This window comes from Yersinia antarctica (assembly GCF_056636475.1).
This window is the reverse complement of sequence record NZ_JBSJQF010000001.1, coordinates 1500835-1519180: the sequence shown is the minus strand read 5'-3', so window position 1 is coordinate 1519180 and position 18346 is coordinate 1500835. Positions and strand designations below refer to the sequence as shown.

Genomic DNA, 18346 nt, shown 5'->3' with positions numbered 1-18346 from the left:
TTACCACGACGGCGTGGCGTAATCACTTACGCTACGCCGTTTTTACTTTACCCCGCTCATACTGAAGTCACCGGGCTGTTAGCGGTTTTTAGAATGTTTCCCAGTTTGCGTTGTTATCCACTCTCGCGCTGGCAGGTGCTGCGGTTAACGGATTTGCCCGTGTTTTCACTGCCGGTTTTACTCGTTCGTCATCTGCCTTTAGTTTAAACACGGCCACCGCCCGGTTTAACTGAGTGGCCTGCTCTTCTAGCGAGGCCGCAGCACGGGAAGCTTGCTGTACTAACGCGGCATTTTGCTGTGTCACACTGTCCATTTCTGCCACCGCTTGTCCGACCTGGCTAATACCTTTGCTCTGTTCATCAGATGCAGAAGCTATCTCACCCATTAAATCGGTCACATTGGTGATGGAACGAACAATTTCATCCATAGTAATACCAGCACTTTCCACCAAGGCCGAACCACTACTGACACGGCTAACCGACTCATTAATCAAGCCATCAATCTCCTTCGCGGCCTGTGCACTGCGTTGTGCAAGATTACGCACCTCGCTGGCAACCACAGCAAAGCCACGACCTTGTTCACCGGCACGGGCGGCTTCAACGGCTGCATTCAGTGCCAAAATGTTAGTCTGAAAAGCAATGCTGTTAATTACCGTCGTGATATCGGCTATTTTCCGCGAACTGGCTGAAATCTCATTCATGGTGTTAACCACATCTGCTACCAATATTCCGCCCTTTTTCGCGGTGGCGGAGGCATTCGCCGCCAGTTGACTGGCATGGTGTGCATTATCAGCATTGTGTTTTACGGTTGCGGTTAACTGCTCCATGCTAGCCGCTGTTTCTTCAAGCGCCGCAGCTTGCTGCTCAGTGCGGGATGACAAATCGGTGTTACCGGCTGAAATCTCGGCTGCACCATGATAGATCCCATCGGTGTTACTACGAATTGCCTGAACAGTATTCACCAAACTGGTTTGTACATCACGCAGCAGCGGGAATAACCGCCCAACACAGTTGCGACCAAAATCAGCAATAGGCAGACCAAGCTGACCAGAAGCAATCACGCGAAAATGCTCGCGAATATCGTCCAGTGGGCGCACCAGGTTGGCAACCAGATAGCGATCTGTTGCCAGTAAAATCACCAGACCGGCGATCAGCGCTGAGATAAGGGTAATGCTGCTCACTTTGGTCAAATGAGAGAATTGATCTTTAGCCACCCCGATAGCTTTTGATGCCGCCTGATTAAACTTTTCAGCCACTGAACCATACTGGCGACTCAATGCAGGTACCGTTTTTTTCGCTAAATCCTGATAAGCGGCGCTGTTATTGTCCATTGCAGCTTGATACAGCGGCGTAACCCCTTGTTCAATTAACCCACTCCATCCATCAATCACGCCGCTAACCAAAGCGGAGTCTAACTGTGCATGGTCAATAGTTTTAAATTCTGCCAACTTTTGTTTCAGGTTTTCCAATGCAACATGGGATGATTTCAATTCTTTGTCAGCATCCACGATATTACCGCTCTGGCGGTAATCTACTGAACGAGACAGACGTGTCACCATACGGAAATATTGATCCGTCCCCTGATTAACCAAATTCATATTTTCAACCAACACAGTATTCGCGTTGGAGGATTGTGTCAGTTGGTTGAGTGATAACAAGGTATAGGCCGATACACCGCCCCAGAGCAGACAAAATGCGCCAAGTACCCAAAGCAATGCCGCCCTGATAGTAATATTTTTTAAAAACTGCATGTTCGTTCCCCTTATATATCGGATAGTTATCGTTAGAGACTCTGGTGTTATTTGATGACCGAAAAGCAATAAAGGACGTTCATACAGCTAACGACAACTCCTTTGCCGGCAGACCTTCATCTGACGGGTTTCCCCCTGGCACCGCAAATTGCAACTATTCAGTTACACAACGGTTATCGGCAATGGTGTTATAAGGTTGAGCGACTCACAAAAATTTAATATCGCATAAACTTGATAAAAGCCTGATGGGGTTCTCTGGCATTATGTCGCCCTATACATGTGTTATAATATTGGGCAGAACGCTCAGTAATTTGCATAACTATTTGAATTTAAAAGGTATTTAGCTATATGGCAACTGTAGGCATTTTCTTTGGCAGCGATACTGGCAATACTGAAAACATTGCCAAGATGATCCAAAAGCAACTGGGCAAAGATGTTGCTGAGGTTCACGACATTGCCAAAAGCAGTAAAGAAGATTTAGAAGGCTTCGATATTTTGCTGATTGGGATCCCAACCTGGTATTACGGCGAAGCGCAGTGTGATTGGGATGATTTCTTCCCAACACTGGAAGAGATCGATTTCAATGGCAAGTTGGTGGCGCTGTTTGGTTGTGGTGACCAGGAAGACTACGCAGAATATTTCTGTGATGCGATGGGTACCGTGCGCGACATCATTGAGCCACGTGGTGCCGCAATCGTGGGCCATTGGCCAACCGCGGGCTACCATTTTGAAGCGTCCAAAGGTCTGGCGGATGACGACCACTTTATTGGTCTGGCAATTGATGAAGACCGTCAGCCAGAACTTACCAATGAGCGGGTTGAGGCATGGGTAAAACAGATTACTGAAGAACTGAGCCTGTCTGAGATAGTGGGTTAATCAAGCCTGTCGGAAACGCTATGGTCGTGTTCAACACTGCCGGGCGTTTCCGTTGCCTTTTATCCTTTTGAGCTGTGCTTTTTGTCATAACGTTGTTCTCTCTCTCTTTAGCTCCCATCCATGGTGAACAGCGCGTCCGGCTATCCGATTGTGCTTTGTTAAGCGGCCCACATATCCACATCTTCCTGCGCGCAAAATGAAAATAAACTGCTACAAATTTGTAACTTTATCCCTCGTCACTGTACACTTAAATGATGTGTTATCCCCATTCATCAATACACTGCATGATTAATCTTACAAAGTGTGCAATTATATCTTTGTTAACAACCACGGTTTTCATTTGGGGCTAGCAGTTCTATAATGAGACGCAATTGTAATTATTGCGCCACGGATGTCATAGGCTGAACAGCCTTAATTTGAAACGATAGTAACAGGACTGAATCCGCATGACTGACAACAACAAAGCCTTAAAAAACGCAGGCCTTAAAGTAACACTGCCCCGGCTTAAAATTCTGGAAGTGTTGCAAGATCCGGCGTGCCACCACGTCAGCGCGGAAGATCTTTATAAAAAGCTGATCGATATTGGTGAAGAGATTGGTTTAGCCACGGTTTACCGCGTACTGAACCAGTTTGATGATGCCGGTATTGTTACCCGCCACAATTTCGAAGGCGGTAAATCAGTCTTTGAGCTGACGCAGCAGCATCATCATGATCACTTGATTTGCCTGGATTGCGGCAAAGTGATTGAGTTTAGCAATGAATCCATTGAATCGCTTCAACGTGAAATTTCTAAACAGCATGGTATCAAGCTGACCAATCACAGTCTGTATCTGTACGGCCATTGTGAGACCGGTGATTGCCGTGAAAACGAGTCGGCACACGATAAAAGATAATGTGCTTTGAAAGCATTATCTTATAAAGATTTTAAGCACTGAATACACTACGGCTTATGTTTAATCCAGATTGATAGGTTCTACTGTTTGGTTAACATAAGCTATCAGCAAGATGGCCACCTTTCCCGTTCTATACCTGAGTATCTCTCGGTTGGGAGTCAGGTGGTCGTTCTTATTTATGTCCTTGATATTTATCCCCTTGGTACTGAAAGCCACTAGAGTATTAGCGATGTTCTGGGTTCGTTCGCCTGCTAGCTATCTGCAACACCAATAACATTGGGTATCTATCCCGTTATTGATCTTTCCTGAGTGACAAATTCACTGTTTATCGCCCCCATTTATTGACTCTCCCCCTTTTAGCGAGCTGCATCAATTTTACAGCAAAAAAAACCCCGGACCTGCCGGGGGAAAAACCATCAACTCAACTTCACTTAAATTTGTTTAGCCAAAAAATAAAGCAAACAGGAGATAACATTAGACACAGCTCGATATTACCAATTTTCAGACTTTAACCGACTCAGCACGGCTACTACGCTTACCGTCTGGGCTGGTGGAGCGGATCATCACCTCGCCACTCACGGTAGGTTTTGCCTTCGCATCATACTTCTGCCACTGCTTACCGCCATCAGTTGAATACTCGATAATCAGGCCCGGCAGTGAGATATTGGCTTCCAACTGCCCCGCCACAACCCGAGCACCGGGGACAGGCAGGCGATATGACACACCGGCTTTATCCAGTTTTGCCAGTTCACGTTGGCCCATGATGTTGGCAAAACGTTGCCAATCGATGTCCAACGCCTTGGTATCGACGCTATGCGTCTGGCCACCTTGATATTCGCGGCCCGCTTTGTAATCTTGCTCCCACGAAGCGCGATGCCAGGCACGCTCGGCCAATGGCAACATCCGCGGGAAGATCATGTATTCCATCTGCTCATCAGTGCGGACGGTTTCATTCCATGACTGACCCGAGATGCCATGTACACCCGGCCAAGGTTTATCGCTTTTCGCGCTAAAGTGATTACCATCGCGGTCCACTGAGGTCTCGGCATTCTGCGGCATGTTATCTGGTGCGAAGCTGAATACTTTCGCTTCGTCATTAAAGCGGGTTGCCCAGTAGTAACCGCGTTCATTCGGATTAACTTCATATGGCATATCGAAGTAGACATAATCTGGATTTGACGCGACCACTTCATAACCTTTATTGGCCCAATCATTGATTGAGTCAGCACCACCCCAATAGAGGGTATCCCAGAAGTTGACACCAACGCGTTTAGTGGCAAACGCTTTAGCGTCTTTGGCGTCTTTCAACCCATCCTGCCAAGCCTGCATCTTCTCGATGCCGTGAGCATTAACCAACTTACTGACTTCAATGGCAAAATAGCTGGAAAGATGTTCAACATCCTGCACCTTGCCTTGTTTGACCATATCCTGACAAACTTGTGATTTGGCCCAAGGTTTATCTTCAACACTCTTATCAATAATGCCTTTACCCGCTTCAATCGGCCCGTTTTTGTCCTGATAACCCGCACCCAAACGGATATTTTTCGCTTCATCGCCACCAAAGTGCCAGGTAGTCAGTGGCATACCGGCTTCTTTATGCATCTGCGCCATTTCGCCAATCACTTTATCGACAAACCGCTTAGAAGAGTCGAGGCATGGGTTGAGATAGCTTTTACGCTCATAGAACTGAACTGACGTGGTATTGGAATCATCAGTCGGGTCAAGCAGACGGAATTCGTTAGCTTCTTTTTCTTTGCCCTGTTTCATTAGATTGTTATAACGGGCTTCCATCGACACTACGGCTGCACGGGCGTGTGCTGGCACATCGATTTCAGGGATCACATCAATCTGGCGTGCTTTGGCATATTTCAGAATCTCAATATAATCATCACGAGTGAAATGGCCGCTACCCATATTATTGCTGTCTGGGCCAGAACCCAATTGCGGCAGCAAGCAGGTATTCTCCGTCAAATCGTGACAACGTTTGCTACCAACATCGGTCAATTCGGGCAAGCCTGGGATTTCAATACGCCAGCCTTCATCATCACTTAGATGGAAGTGGAATTTGTTCAGCTTATAAGCTGACATCTGATCAAGTAAGCGCAGCACTGCATCTTTGGTTTTAAAATTACGGCCAACATCGAGGAACACACCCCGGTATTCAAAACGTGGCGCATCTTTCGCCTCAAGAGTGGCAATAGTCTTAGTGCCGTCAGTCGGAACCAACGATAGAATGGATTGCAGGCCATAGAACACGCCGCTCGGATCAAAACCAATAACCTGTGCCCCTTTCTCGCCAATTTTCAGCTCGTAAGCACCGGAAACCGCTAAGTCACCTTTAAACGCGGCAGGTTGAATCACAGTTTTTATCGGGAAACCGGCTGAATTGGCCTTCAGACCCAGTAATTCGAAGCGCTGCTGAGCTGCCTCTGCGGCAGCTTTAGGCAATACACTCAGATCCAGCGCAACCCCGTGACTCAGATCCACATCCTGTTTATAGAGCTTAATCTCCATAGGCGTAGGGATTATTTGCCCACGCAAGTTAGCCACAGACAACGTTTTTACCGCTTCGTTTTTAACAAAGCGTGATTCCGGCGTCATCAGCACATTATTGTCATCTTTGGTGCGTTTCCACTGATCGCCAGTAAACTGTGTCAGATACTCATTGATATCTTCGGTATCGGTATTTTTTAGTACTTTGGGTTTAGCATCGCCAGCAGTGGCATACCAGCGCGGCATAAAGTCAGTGGCAAACAACTGCCAGTATTCGCCAGTAATAGGGATTTCAACCGCTTGATTGGCGGGGAATCCGGTGAATTTGGCGGTAGGTTCAATTTTATGCAAATCGCCCGTCAGATGCGTAATTTTAAACTGGCTATTATCGACGGTCAGAATCTGGCGGATACTATGGAAATAAATAGCCCAGTCTTGGCCGACTATCTCATCCCCGGTGTTGGTCAGAGTAATCATGATTTTATTACATGATGCCCAGTCGGCACCCAGTTTGGCGCAATCAACGCCATTTTCAGCAGCACGGTTATCCAACAATTTATAATTAACTTTCAATGTGCTGAGTTGATCAACAAGTTGTTGATTACGGGTATCAGCATTGGCATATCCCATCAAGCCAAAGGTTGCGGTTATCGCCGCTAAAGCATTTAATTTGAATTTATTCATCACTAACCTCATCCGTAATTAATAACTGCTGCCAAAACGGCTATTGACAGTATTGCTGCTGGCAGCGTTATTGTTAGCTCAATTGCCGTTATCCTGGTCACTTTTATCAGGACTATTATTTATCTGGGTTATTATTACTGCGTATTTCTTGCCACAGCTTCCCGCATTGCGCGTCATAGGCCTGACCATTACCGGTATGTGCAGCATCAATGCAACGCTGGTAATCCAATACTCGAACGGTCTCTTTCTCAGTAAAAGCCTGATGCGCTTTCTCTTGTTTCAGCACATCTAGCACCGCCTTGCAGGGGATCAATCTTTCTGGCGAACCTTCGCTGGCATTGATGCACGCGCTGTAGGCTTGTTTGAGTTTGCTATCTTCCGGTTGAACTGGGGTTTGTGGTGCGCAGGCACTTAATCCCAATACTGTGGTAATAATAAAAAGCATTTTCTTCATGGCGGGTGCTCCATTATGTCCCCGGGTTGGTTACCGGGGATGGCAATCAAAAAGTGGTCAACATCAGAAGATGGTAAAGGGTGCAATCACGATGAATTTAACGTCTTTTTCATCCTGGAATACGTTGCCAAAACCGCCGCCAAAGCTTGGAATATTGGTGTGGTTGTCATACATGGTGTAATGCAGTTTGAAGAGCGTGCCTTTCGCCCGGCCTTCTTGCAGAGTGTAGAGAACATCAAAGTTCCAAGCAGATTCTTTCAGACGCGTATTCTGGTCATAAATTGGGTTAGTACTTGGTTTTGCATCCCAGCCATACGCATAGGAGGTTCCCACTGACCAACCCGCAAGATTCCAGTTTTTCAGGTCATACATCACGCCACCAAACAGCGCTTTTTCGCCGTTGGCGTTGAAATCAGAGCGGGAATCCCACCAAACATCCAAACGGCCATTAGAGGTCGCATAGCCTGGCGTCATACGTTGCAGGAAGTAACCTTGGTTACCGTCAGCTTTGGCCCAGGTACCTTCAAGACGCAAGTCAAATGGCCCGGTGGTGTAGCCCAATGTCAGCGCTTGTAGCCAGGCTAATCCGTCATAGACGTCGTTTACATTGCTGGCACCGCCATCAACTTTATCTTTTGCGCCGTAGAACTGATAAGAGGTACGAAGATCATTGCCAGCCACCGGGAAGGCGTAAGAAGCCTTGGCGAAATACTGGTCCATGTAATCTTTTGCCTGGCCAAATGCCGCTTCCATCACCAGTTTGTTTTTGAAATCGTATTTAGCACCGATTGAGTGCAGGTAACTTACTCCGGTCTTGCCATCAGCCTGGCGGAAGTTGTACATATTCTGATACCAAGGTGCTTTATATTCATCAGTCCACATGTAAGACATGGACAAGGCACCGGCAGTATCAAAATCGAATTTGGCGCCACCTTCAGCCCCACGGTAGGTCCCTGGCATAAAGCTCCAGTGTGGTGCGAGCAGTGTCTGACCCGTTGGCTGGATATAACCACCCCGCGCCCAGAAATCACCTAACTTAAATTTGGCCGCGGCTTTATAAACACTGACGCCACTCTTATCACCGGTCCATTTCTCATCCCAACGGGTTTTAGCGTCACTGAAACCAATTTCGTTTGGCGCTGCCGGGCCACTGTTGGTCATTTCAACTGCGCCGAAAGCAGCCAAGTCAATACCAAACATGTCAGCCGCATAACCGGAAGAGAAATCCAGATTGGCGTTAAAGGTAGAATGGTGCAAGTTGGCGACATATTTGCCGTACTCCGCACTCCCTGGCGTTAAATCTTTACGGTCACGCTGACGCTGCCAATAATAAATCCCACCGGTCAGTGACGAATCATCAATAAAGCCTTTAGCCTTGGCCTCTGGGGCTACCATGTACCCCGTTCCTAACAATGCACCCGCGACTGCGAGCGCCAGCGTTTTACGTTTAGCACCGTGCGTAACCATATGAAAAAATTCCTCTTTGACATCACATTTAAAGTGCGTTGCCTGTGTCCACCACAGCTCACAGGTTTAGCCTCAAAAAAACCCTAGTGGGTAAAATTTTTGCTGGGGAGAAATAACCACCAGCCATTACTGCTAAAAAACTTCTGTTGCGAAAAACAACCGCTCTGTAGATTGCTGCTGCCACACAGACTATTTTTCGCGACGCGAATTATCAATTAAAAATAACGCTAATTATTCAAAGTATGACAACGAGCACATAACTGTGAAAAAATATTACAGAGCCCACAAAAGCTTTAAAAACAATGCATAACGTCATATTCTTAATTATAAATCTTCTCTCATTGACATATTGAATGGTTTCAGCCGATGCAATAAAGCCTGCGTTTTCTCTCCATGAAATAGGGATTTCTCCTCAGTTAATTCGTAAAGCGAATATTTAAGAAAGACTTACAGACAGCCGCTTTGTTGCTAAAAAAAGGAGCAATATGTCGACATTGACCAGGGGATAAAACGCAGAAGTGGAAAAGAGAAAGGGAGTTATTAGTGTTTAGTACAATAAACAATTTCAGTTTTATTTCTAATAAACCGAGTGTGCAACCAGACAACGCACAGCTATCTGGATGAACTTACGCAGTCATGTGATTTGGGTGAATACCCGTTGTTAACATCAAATTTGCAGGAAATCAGGGCATAAAAAAAGCGTGGACTAAGCCACGCCAATTCTACTGTTCTGAGTGAGAACTAAAACTTAACTGGTCGCTTTTGCCGCCCAAGTATCACGCAAACCGACAGTACGGTTAAATACCAAGGCATCAGGGCGTGAATAGCGGCTATCGGCACAGAAATAACCTTCACGTTCAAATTGATAGGTTAGCTCTGGAACCGCATCAACCAAACCTGGTTCAACAAAACCCTGACGGATAATCAACGACTCAGGATTGATGGTAGACAAGAAGTCTTCCGCCGCCGCAGGGTTTGGTACGCTAAACAGACGGTCATACAGGCGAATTTCTGCCGGCAATGCATGCTTAACAGAAACCCAATGAATAACGCCTTTAACTTTGCGGCCATCGGCTGGATCTTTGTTTAAGGTTTCTGCGTCATAACTGCAATAAAGCGTAGTCACATTGCCTTCTGTGTCCTTTTCGACACGTTCAGCTTTGATAACATAGGCATTACGTAAGCGCACTTCTTTGCCTAGCACCAAACGCTTGTACTGTTTATTGGCTTCTTCACGGAAGTCGGCGCGATCGATATAAAGCTCGCTATCGAAAGGAACCTGACGCGTGCCCATCTCCGGGTTATTCGGGTGATTTGGCATAGTCAGCCACTCTTCCCCGGCCACACGATTTTCAATAATCACCTTGATTGGGTCAAGAACCGCCATGGCCCGTGGGGCATTTTCGTTGAGATCATCACGGATACAAGACTCCAGTGACATCATTTCAACGTTGTTATCCTGCTTGGTCACCCCAATACGGCGGCAGAACTCCCGGATGGAAGCCGCGGTGTAGCCACGGCGACGCAAACCAGAAATCGTTGGCATACGTGGATCATCCCAGCCTTCCACGACTTTCTCGGTCACCAATTGATTCAGCTTACGCTTAGACATAATGGCGTATTCTAGATTCAGGCGAGAGAATTCATACTGACGCGGATGACATTCGATAGAGATATTATCCAGCACCCAATCATATAAGCGGCGGTTATCCTGGAATTCCAGCGTACAGAGTGAATGGGTGATCCCTTCAATCGCATCAGAAATACAATGGGTAAAGTCATACATCGGGTAGATGCACCACTTGTTACCAGACTGATGGTGTTCGGCAAACTTAATACGATACAGCACCGGGTCACGCATCACGATAAACGGTGACGCCATATCGATTTTGGCACGCAGACACGCAGTTCCCTCAGCAAAACCACCAGCACGCATCTTTTCAAACAGCGCCAGATTCTCTTCCACACTGCGATCACGGTACGGGCTATTTTTCCCCGGCGCAGTCAGTGTGCCGCGATATTCGCGCATCTGCTCAGCGGTTAACTCATCGACATACGCCAGGCCCTTATTAATCAGCTCGACAGCGTACTGGTACAGTTGGTCGAAATAGTCTGAGGAGTAACGCACATCACCGCTCCAGGTGAAGCCTAGCCACTCTACATCGTGTTTAATCGACTCGACGAACTCGACGTCTTCTTTCACCGGGTTGGTGTCGTCGAAACGCAAATTACACTGACCCTGATAATCTTGTGCGATGCCAAAGTTCAGGCAGATAGATTTGGCATGACCAATATGCAGGTAGCCATTTGGCTCTGGCGGAAAGCGGGTATGAACCGACGTGTGTTTACCGCTGGCTAAATCTTCGTCAATTATCTGACGGATAAAATTACTCGGGCGGGCTTCTGCCTCACTCATTGTTCTATTCCTCAATGCAAACGCAACAAATATAACCGCATATAATCCAACAAGCCCGACTTGGAAACAACCGTTTGTTACAGGAAATAAAACAAAAAAACGGGAAGAGATTGCTCTCTTCCCGCTGATTTGATTAAAACTCAGTCCGGTCATTCAATACATAAGTACTCTACTACCGCGAATTCTATACTCTAAATAATACGAGTTGCAGGAAGGCGGCAAGCGAATGAATCCCGATGAGCTTACTGTAGTAAGTGATTCGGGTGATTGAACGCAGCCAACGTACATGCAGCTTGAAGTATGACGAGTATAAGCCAATTATTTGCTCTGAATCTCAAACAACGGGCTTTGACCGGCAACAACAGAGCTGCCTGCCAATACCGAGATACCGGCATAATCATCAATATTGCTTACCACAACCGGGCTAATCATTGAGCGCGCATTGGCGTTCAGATAAGCCAGGTCCAGTTCCAATATCGGTTGACCGGCAACGACAGTGGCTCCCTCGTCAACCAGACGAGCAAAGCCCTGACCGTTCAGTTTTACCGTATCAATCCCGATATGAACCACAATTTCTGCGCCGGTTTCAGTTTCCAGACAGAATGCATGGTCAGTATTGAAGATTTTTACGATAGTCCCGTTCGCCGGAGAAACCACCATTTTATCAGTAGGACGGATGGCAACACCCTCACCGACTGCTTTGCTGGCAAAAGCTTCATCAGGAACCTGATCCAGTGCGACAACATCACCTGTAATAGGCGAAACCAGTACCAGAGAGGCTGTTTTAGTGGTGTTAATAACTGCCTGAGGCTTAACGTCTGCGGGTGCCACAGAACTGCTGGTGGCGGCAGGAACCGAACCACCTGCCAACACAGTACGCATGGCCGAAGCAATCAATTCTGCGCGGGTACCCACAATGATTTGCACACTTTGTTTATTCAGACGAATGACACCTGACGCACCTAAGCGCTTGGCAACACTGTCATTAACCTGGGCAGAATCTTTTACGTTCAGACGTAGGCGGGTGATGCAGGCATCAATGGCAGTCAGGTTATCTGAACCACCGATAGCACCAATATAGCGACGCGCCAAACCGTTGATTTCACTTTCGTTTACTGCTGGGGTGTTATCAACATTGACGTCATAACCATCTTCTTCACTGCCTTCAACTGCCAATTCACGCCCAGGTGTCAGCAAGTTGAATTTCTGGATGGTGAAACGGAACACCACGTAGTAAATGGCGAAGAACACCAAACCTTGTGGGATCAGCATATACCACTGTGTGGCTAGCGGGTTGCGAGAAGAGAGCACCATATCCACTAAACCGGCGCTGAAACCAAAGCCGGCAATCCAATGCATGCTGGCAGCAATGAACACCGAAATACCGGTCAGCACGGCGTGCAAGAAGTACAGTACCGGTGCGACAAACATGAAGGAGAATTCAAGTGGTTCGGTGATACCAGTGAAGAAAGCTGCAAATGCACCCGCCAACATGATACCAGCCACTTTCGCTCTATTTTCAGGACGCGCGCAGTGATAAATCGCCAACGCCGCACCCGGTAAACCAAACATCATGATTGGGAAGAAGCCAGCCTGATAACGGCCAGTGATACCCACAACAGCTTTACCAGAATCGATAGATTGTTGGCCACCGAGGAAGTTAGGAATATCGTTAATACCAGCAACGTCAAACCAGAACACTGAGTTCAGGGCATGGTGCAGGCCGACTGGGATAAGCAAGCGGTTGAAGAAGGCATAGATACCCGCCCCCACTGAACCCATATCTTTGATGTATTCGCCGAAGGTCACCAGCGCGTTATAAATCAGTGGCCAAACGTACATCAGAATGAAGGCAACCACGATCATCAGGAAGGACGTCAGAATTGGAACCAGACGGCGGCCGCTGAAGAAGGAGAGTGCTTTTGGCAATTCAACGCTGCTAAAGCGGTTGTACAACTCAGCAGAGATAATACCCACCAGAATACCCACGAACTGGTTGTTGATTTTACCAAAAGCGGCCGGAACCTGATCAACCGGGATCTTTTGAATCATCGACACCGCAGCAGGCGAGCACAGCGTGGTTAATACCAGGAAACCTACAAAGCCGGTCAGTGCAGCCGCACCGTCTTTGTCTTTTGACATACCGTAAGCAACACCAATTGCGAACAGCACGGACATGTTGTCGATAATCGCCGCACCGGATTTGATAAATAATGCCGCCAGTGCATTATCACCACCCCAGCTTACCGGATCGATCCAATAGCCTACGCCCATCAGTATCGCGGCGGCTGGTAGTGTGGCCACTGGGACCATCAAGGCCCGGCCCACTTTTTGTAAGTAACTAAGAATATTCACCTTTCCCCCTATTCGTCCGCTATCGGATCCTTTAAGTAGTTTATTTAATTGACTCACTACCTTTTAGAAAAACGCATGGCACACTTTTTATTTATTCACGGCACGTATTACTCATTGCGGAGTGTAAAAAAATTATTTCGTAACGCAAATTAAAACCCCCTATTCTGTGATAAATGTCACCAAAAACTAGTGAAAAAGCACCAATGCACTAGCCACGATACAAAACTTATTTTATCATTCGAAAAATGAACAAAGCATTGTACCAACGCATGAGTCAAAATCTGGGTTACGCTTAGCTGATGATTCAAATCGCGTAGAGTATAGCCACTATTAGCAATCCAAGAGGTGCAAGATGAGACTTATCCCACTGAAAAACACCACCGAAGTTGGTAAATGGGCAGCACGTCATATCGTTAGCCGTATCAATTCGTTTAAACCAACCGCTGAGCGCCCGTTTGTACTGGGTCTGCCAACCGGTGGCACACCGATGGAAGCATACAAACATCTGGTCGCGATGCACAAAGCCGGTGACGTCAGTTTTCAAAACGTGGTTACGTTCAACATGGACGAATATGTCGGTTTGCCACAAGAACACCCCGAAAGTTACTACACCTTCATGCACTCCAATTTCTTCGATCATGTTGATATCCCAGCCGAGAACATCAACCTGTTAAATGGCAACGCGCCAGATATCGATGAAGAATGTCGTCGTTACGAAGAAAAAATTAAGTCTTACGGTAAAATTAACCTGTTTATGGGTGGCGTGGGCGTTGACGGTCACATCGCATTTAATGAACCGGCATCGTCTTTGGCATCCCGTACTCGTATCAAAACGCTAACGCAAGAAACCCGCATCGCTAACTCCCGCTTCTTTGGTGGTGATGCAAACCTCGTGCCGAAATATGCGCTTACAGTAGGTGTAGGTACCTTGCTGGATGCGGAAGAAGTGATGATTCTGGTCACTGGCCACGGTAAAGCACAAGCCTTGCAAGCTGCGGTCGAAGGTAGCATCAACCACATGTGGACCATCAGTTGCCTGCAACTGCATGCCAAAGCCATCATGGTGTGTGATGAACCTTCCACTATGGAATTGAAGGTTAAAACTGTAAAATACTTCCACGAATTGGAAGCTGAAAATATCAAAGGTCTGTAACAGTCATCAGGGGGCTAAGATGTACGCTTTAACTCACGGCCGTATTTATACCAGCCACGAAGTACTGGATAATCATGCTGTTGTCGTGGCTGATGGATTGATCGAACGTATCTGTCCTGCCGCTGAACTTCCGGCTGATATTGAGGTGCGCGATTTGGGTGGCGCCATTCTGGCCCCCGGTTTTATTGATGTGCAGTTAAATGGCTGCGGCGGCGTGCAATTCAATGATTCTCTCGAAGCTATCTCCGAAGAGACATTGGATATCATGCAGCGCGCGAATGAAAAGTCTGGTTGCACCAGCTTCCTGCCAACACTCATCACATGTAGTGATGAGTTTATGAAGCACGGCATTAATGTCATGCGTTCATACCTGCAAAAAAACCAACATAAAGCGTTGGGTCTGCATCTGGAGGGGCCATATCTTAGCCCACTCAAGAAAGGCACACATAACCCAGCGTTTATTCGCAAACCAACCGCAGAGATGATTGATTATCTGTGTGCAAATGCGGATGTGATTACCCAATTCACTCTGGCACCAGAGATGGTTGATGACAAATACATTCGCCAGTTGACTGAAGCCGGTATTTTGGTTTCAGCCGGTCACTCGAATGCCACTTATCAGCAAGCCCGCCAAGGCTTTGCGGCCGGTATCCGCTTTGCGACACATCTGTATAATGCCATGCCATACATCACCGGGCGTGAACCCGGCCTGATCGGAGCGATTTTTGATACGCCGGAAATCTACACCGGGGTGATAGCAGATGGCCTGCATGTCGACTGGGCCAATATTCGCAACGCAAAACGTCTGAAAGGTGACAAGCTGGTACTGGTAACTGATGCTACCGCTCCGGCGGGTGCTGAAATTGATCAATTTATTTTTGCTGGCAAAACAATATACTATCGCAATGGTTTATGTGTGGATGAGAATGGCACATTAAGCGGCTCAGCACTGACGATGATCGAAGCGGTACAAAATAGTGTGGAACACGTTGGCATCGCACTGGACGAAACATTGCGTATGGCGACACTGTATGCGGCCCGCGCTATTGGCGTGGATAAGCAGTTAGGGAGTATTGAAGTCGGCAAAGTGGCCAACCTGACTGCCTTTACCCGCGATTATAAAATCACTAAAACCATCGTTAACGGTAACGAGGTTTTAAAATAAGCGAGTAATTTTATTGATGAGCACCGGCGGACAGTCACAAATTGGTAATGTGGATCTTGTGAAACAACTCAATGGTGCCGTTGTTTACCGGCTTATTGATCAGCAAGGCCCGATCTCGCGCATTCAGATTGCCGATCTCAGCCAACTCGCCCCCGCCAGTGTCACCAAAATTACGCGTCAGCTGCTGGAACGGGGGCTTATCAAGGAAGTTGATCAGCAAGCCTCTACCGGCGGTCGCCGTGCTATATCTATAGTGACAGAAAACCGCCAGTTCCATACCATTGCGGTGCGCCTGGGCCGCCATGATGCGACTATTACCCTGTTTGATATGAGCGGTAAATCACTGGGTGAAGAACATTATTCGCTACCTGAACGCACGCAAGAAACGCTGGAACACGCGCTGTTTACTATTATCAGTCAGTTTATCGAAGCCTATCAGCGCAAATTGCGTGAGCTGATTGCCATTGCGGTTATCCTCCCAGGCCTGGTTGAACCGCACAAAGGTATCGTGCGCTATATGCCCCATATCAGTGTCAGCAACTGGCCATTAGTCGAAAATCTGCAAAATCGTTTTAATGTCACCAGTTTTGTTGGCCACGATATTCGTAGTTTGGCACTGGCGGAGCACTACTTTGGTGCAACTCGTGACTGTGAAGACTCCATCTTGGTTCGTCTGCATCGTGGTACCGATGCGGGTATTATCGTTAACAGCCAGATATTCTTGGGCAGTAACGGTAACGTGGGTGAAATCGGTCATATCCAGATTGATCCATTGGGTGAGCGCTGTTATTGCGGCAATTTTGGCTGCCTGGAAACAGTTGCCTCCAATGCAGCCATTGAAAATCGAGTGCGCCACCTGCTCGCTCAGGGCTACCCAAGCAAATTAACGTTGGATGATTGTCATATCGGCGCTATCTGCAAAGCGGCTAACCGGGGTGACTTGCTGGCAAGCGAAGTGATTGAGCACGTGGGCCGCTATCTGGGCAAAGCCATTTCTATCGCCATCAACTTATTTAATCCGCAAAAAGTCGTTATTGCGGGTGAAATCATTGAAGCCGATAAAATCCTACTGCCAGCCATTCAGAGTTGCATCAATACACAAGTATTGAAAAACTTCCGCCTGAATCTGCCTATCGTGACGTCGCAGCTTGATCATCAGTCTGCAATTGGTGCTTTTGCTCTGGCTAAGCGCGCCATGTTGAACGGTGTATTATTGCAACGCCTGCTGGAAAGCTAACGCGTAGATGCAAATAAGGCAACGGCAGGGGTAAACGCCTTATCGGTCATGTTATAGTGGACCATTGCCGTGCAAAAATGAGTAATATAATACCCTTCTGACTTGAGGCTGCTGCTCTCACTGACCCGAATACTGACCAGCGTCAGCACATCGGGATGCACTCATTTGCTGCCTAACTGTAACTCCAATTAATTTGGGTTTAACCATGACAATTAAAAGCGTTATTTGTGATATCGATGGTGTGTTGTTACATGATAATAAAGCGATACCGGGCGCTAACGACTTTCTGGCCCGGATTCAAAATGCTGGAATGCCGCTGGTTATTCTGACCAACTATCCGTCACAAACCGCGCAGGATCTGGCTAACCGCTTCAGTTCTGCTGGGTTGGACGTACCCGAAAGCGCCTTTTATACCTCGGCGATGGCGACTGCCGACTTCCTGCGCAATCAGGAAGGTAAAAAGGCCTATGTTGTGGGTGAAGGTGCATTAGTGCACGAACTCTATAAAGCTGGCTTTACCATCACCGATATCAATCCTGATTTTGTTATTGTTGGTGAAACCCGTTCCTATAACTGGGACATGATGCATAAAGCCGCCTATTTTGTCGCCAATGGTGCGCGTTTTATTGCCACCAACCCCGATAGCCACGGGCACGGGTTTGCTCCGGCGTGTGGCGCATTGTGCGCACCTATTGAGAAAATCTCCGGTCGCAAGCCGTTTTATGTGGGCAAGCCCAGCCCGTGGATCATTCGCGCGGCGCTGAATAAAATGCATGCCCATTCAGAAAGCACGGTAATTGTCGGTGATAACCTACGTACCGATATTCTGGCCGGTTTCCAGGCTGGGTTGAAAACGATTTTGGTCCTGTCCGGTGTTTCAACGCTAACAGATATTGAAGCCATGCCATTTCGCCCGAACTACGTTTTCTCTTCCGTGGTTGATATCAATATTATCTAATCTCTGTTGGCGGTCATGTCATGGCCGCCACTCTCTTTTTTGCCCCCACCCCCTTTAGCGCTATGCCTTTTTTTAGTGCAGTGCACCAAAGTTTCTTGCCATTACGCCCTATTTTGGCGCATTTTCTTTTATAGCCTTCGTCCTTGAAGCTGCTGGGGTGTTAGCTGGGTTCACTCACCCGAATCACTTGACTGAGTTAAGCTCATCGGGACTGACTCGCTGGCTGCCTGCCTGCAACGTCAAGTGCTTTGGGTATAGGTACCCATTGCCGTACCAACCATTGCACCAAAATAATAGCGCTGTGAATTGGCGTATAAATTGCATGTATTTCTCACATCTAGTTTAGAAATAATTTGGATGACTGCATCGTCATGGGGCATAACTTGCATCACTCATAAGCAAGTGTGAAAAAACAGATCCAGCGATGAACGACTCAAATTCAACA

12 protein-coding genes are annotated in these 18346 nt (G+C 47.3%); 6 read left to right on the top strand and 6 right to left on the bottom strand.

Translation table 11 applies throughout. The annotated features are described in order from the left end of the window. Positions 1–88 precede the first annotated feature (88 nt). Positions 89–1750 carry a methyl-accepting chemotaxis protein gene (locus tag ACWJJO_RS07005; RefSeq protein WP_481090856.1) on the bottom strand — a complete coding sequence of 554 codons (1662 nt, stop codon included), beginning with the start codon at positions 1748–1750 and terminating at the stop codon, positions 89–91. A 348-nt stretch (positions 1751–2098) separates the two neighbouring features. Here ACWJJO_RS07005 and fldA point away from each other — a divergent pair, with 348 nt between their 5' ends. Next, positions 2099–2626: a flavodoxin FldA gene (gene fldA, locus ACWJJO_RS07000; protein ID WP_083159633.1), complete on the top strand. Its 528-nt coding sequence runs from the start codon at positions 2099–2101 to the stop codon at positions 2624–2626. Between the two features lie 446 nt (positions 2627–3072). After that, the gene (gene fur / locus ACWJJO_RS06995) at positions 3073–3519 is read left to right on the top strand and encodes a ferric iron uptake transcriptional regulator (RefSeq protein WP_083159634.1); all 447 of its coding nucleotides are present in this window, start codon (positions 3073–3075) and stop codon (positions 3517–3519) included. 501 nt (positions 3520–4020) lie between these two features. Here fur and ACWJJO_RS06990 read toward each other — a convergent pair. The 5 genes from ACWJJO_RS06990 to nagE form a co-directional block, all read right to left on the bottom strand. Further along, positions 4021–6696 (bottom strand): beta-N-acetylhexosaminidase, encoded by a 2676-nt coding sequence (locus tag ACWJJO_RS06990; protein WP_481090855.1) that lies wholly within the window; start codon positions 6694–6696, stop codon positions 4021–4023. A 115-nt stretch (positions 6697–6811) separates the two neighbouring features. Then, on the bottom strand, positions 6812–7150 hold the full coding sequence (chiQ, locus tag ACWJJO_RS06985) for a ChiQ/YbfN family lipoprotein (protein WP_083159636.1): 339 nt from the start codon (positions 7148–7150) through the stop codon (positions 6812–6814). A 63-nt stretch (positions 7151–7213) separates the two neighbouring features. Next, positions 7214–8617 carry a chitoporin ChiP gene (gene chiP / locus ACWJJO_RS06980; RefSeq protein WP_481090854.1) on the bottom strand — a complete coding sequence of 468 codons (1404 nt, stop codon included), beginning with the start codon at positions 8615–8617 and terminating at the stop codon, positions 7214–7216. A 748-nt stretch (positions 8618–9365) separates the two neighbouring features. Next, a complete protein-coding gene (gene glnS / locus ACWJJO_RS06975; RefSeq protein WP_372568859.1) occupies positions 9366–11033 on the bottom strand; it encodes a glutamine--tRNA ligase in 1668 nt (555 codons plus the stop codon). Between the two features lie 318 nt (positions 11034–11351). After that, on the bottom strand, positions 11352–13388 hold the full coding sequence (nagE, locus tag ACWJJO_RS06970) for an N-acetylglucosamine-specific PTS transporter subunit IIBC (protein WP_083159639.1): 2037 nt from the start codon (positions 13386–13388) through the stop codon (positions 11352–11354). 352 nt (positions 13389–13740) lie between these two features. Between nagE and nagB the strand changes: the two genes are divergently transcribed. From nagB to ACWJJO_RS06950, 4 genes are all read left to right on the top strand, one after another. Beyond that, positions 13741–14541 carry a glucosamine-6-phosphate deaminase gene (nagB, locus tag ACWJJO_RS06965; RefSeq protein ID WP_481090853.1) on the top strand — a complete coding sequence of 267 codons (801 nt, stop codon included), beginning with the start codon at positions 13741–13743 and terminating at the stop codon, positions 14539–14541. 19 nt (positions 14542–14560) lie between these two features. Then, a complete protein-coding gene (gene nagA, locus ACWJJO_RS06960) occupies positions 14561–15706 on the top strand; it encodes an N-acetylglucosamine-6-phosphate deacetylase (RefSeq protein ID WP_420072733.1) in 1146 nt (381 codons plus the stop codon). Between the two features lie 16 nt (positions 15707–15722). Then, positions 15723–16943, top strand: coding sequence for a DNA-binding transcriptional regulator NagC (gene nagC, locus ACWJJO_RS06955; RefSeq protein ID WP_481090852.1), 1221 nt, complete (start codon positions 15723–15725; stop codon positions 16941–16943). A 205-nt stretch (positions 16944–17148) separates the two neighbouring features. Beyond that, the gene (locus ACWJJO_RS06950; RefSeq protein ID WP_032908027.1) at positions 17149–17901 is read left to right on the top strand and encodes an HAD-IIA family hydrolase; all 753 of its coding nucleotides are present in this window, start codon (positions 17149–17151) and stop codon (positions 17899–17901) included. The last annotated feature ends 445 nt before the right edge of the window (positions 17902–18346 follow it).

Excerpts from the sequence above, each read along its gene's own strand:
- ACWJJO_RS07005 (WP_481090856.1), bottom strand. The coding sequence starts at position 1,750 with ATGCAGTTTTTAAAAAATATTACTATCAGGGCGGCATTGCTTTGGGTA.
- fldA (WP_083159633.1), top strand. The coding sequence starts at position 2,099 with ATGGCAACTGTAGGCATTTTCTTTGGCAGCGATACTGGCAATACTGAA.
- fur (WP_083159634.1), top strand. The coding sequence starts at position 3,073 with ATGACTGACAACAACAAAGCCTTAAAAAACGCAGGCCTTAAAGTAACA.
- ACWJJO_RS06990 (WP_481090855.1), bottom strand. The coding sequence starts at position 6,696 with ATGAATAAATTCAAATTAAATGCTTTAGCGGCGATAACCGCAACCTTT.
- chiQ (WP_083159636.1), bottom strand. The coding sequence starts at position 7,150 with ATGAAGAAAATGCTTTTTATTATTACCACAGTATTGGGATTAAGTGCC.
- chiP (WP_481090854.1), bottom strand. The coding sequence starts at position 8,617 with ATGGTTACGCACGGTGCTAAACGTAAAACGCTGGCGCTCGCAGTCGCG.
- glnS (WP_372568859.1), bottom strand. The coding sequence starts at position 11,033 with ATGAGTGAGGCAGAAGCCCGCCCGAGTAATTTTATCCGTCAGATAATT.
- nagB (WP_481090853.1), top strand. The coding sequence starts at position 13,741 with ATGAGACTTATCCCACTGAAAAACACCACCGAAGTTGGTAAATGGGCA.
- nagA (WP_420072733.1), top strand. The coding sequence starts at position 14,561 with ATGTACGCTTTAACTCACGGCCGTATTTATACCAGCCACGAAGTACTG.
- nagC (WP_481090852.1), top strand. The coding sequence starts at position 15,723 with ATGAGCACCGGCGGACAGTCACAAATTGGTAATGTGGATCTTGTGAAA.
- ACWJJO_RS06950 (WP_032908027.1), top strand. The coding sequence starts at position 17,149 with ATGACAATTAAAAGCGTTATTTGTGATATCGATGGTGTGTTGTTACAT.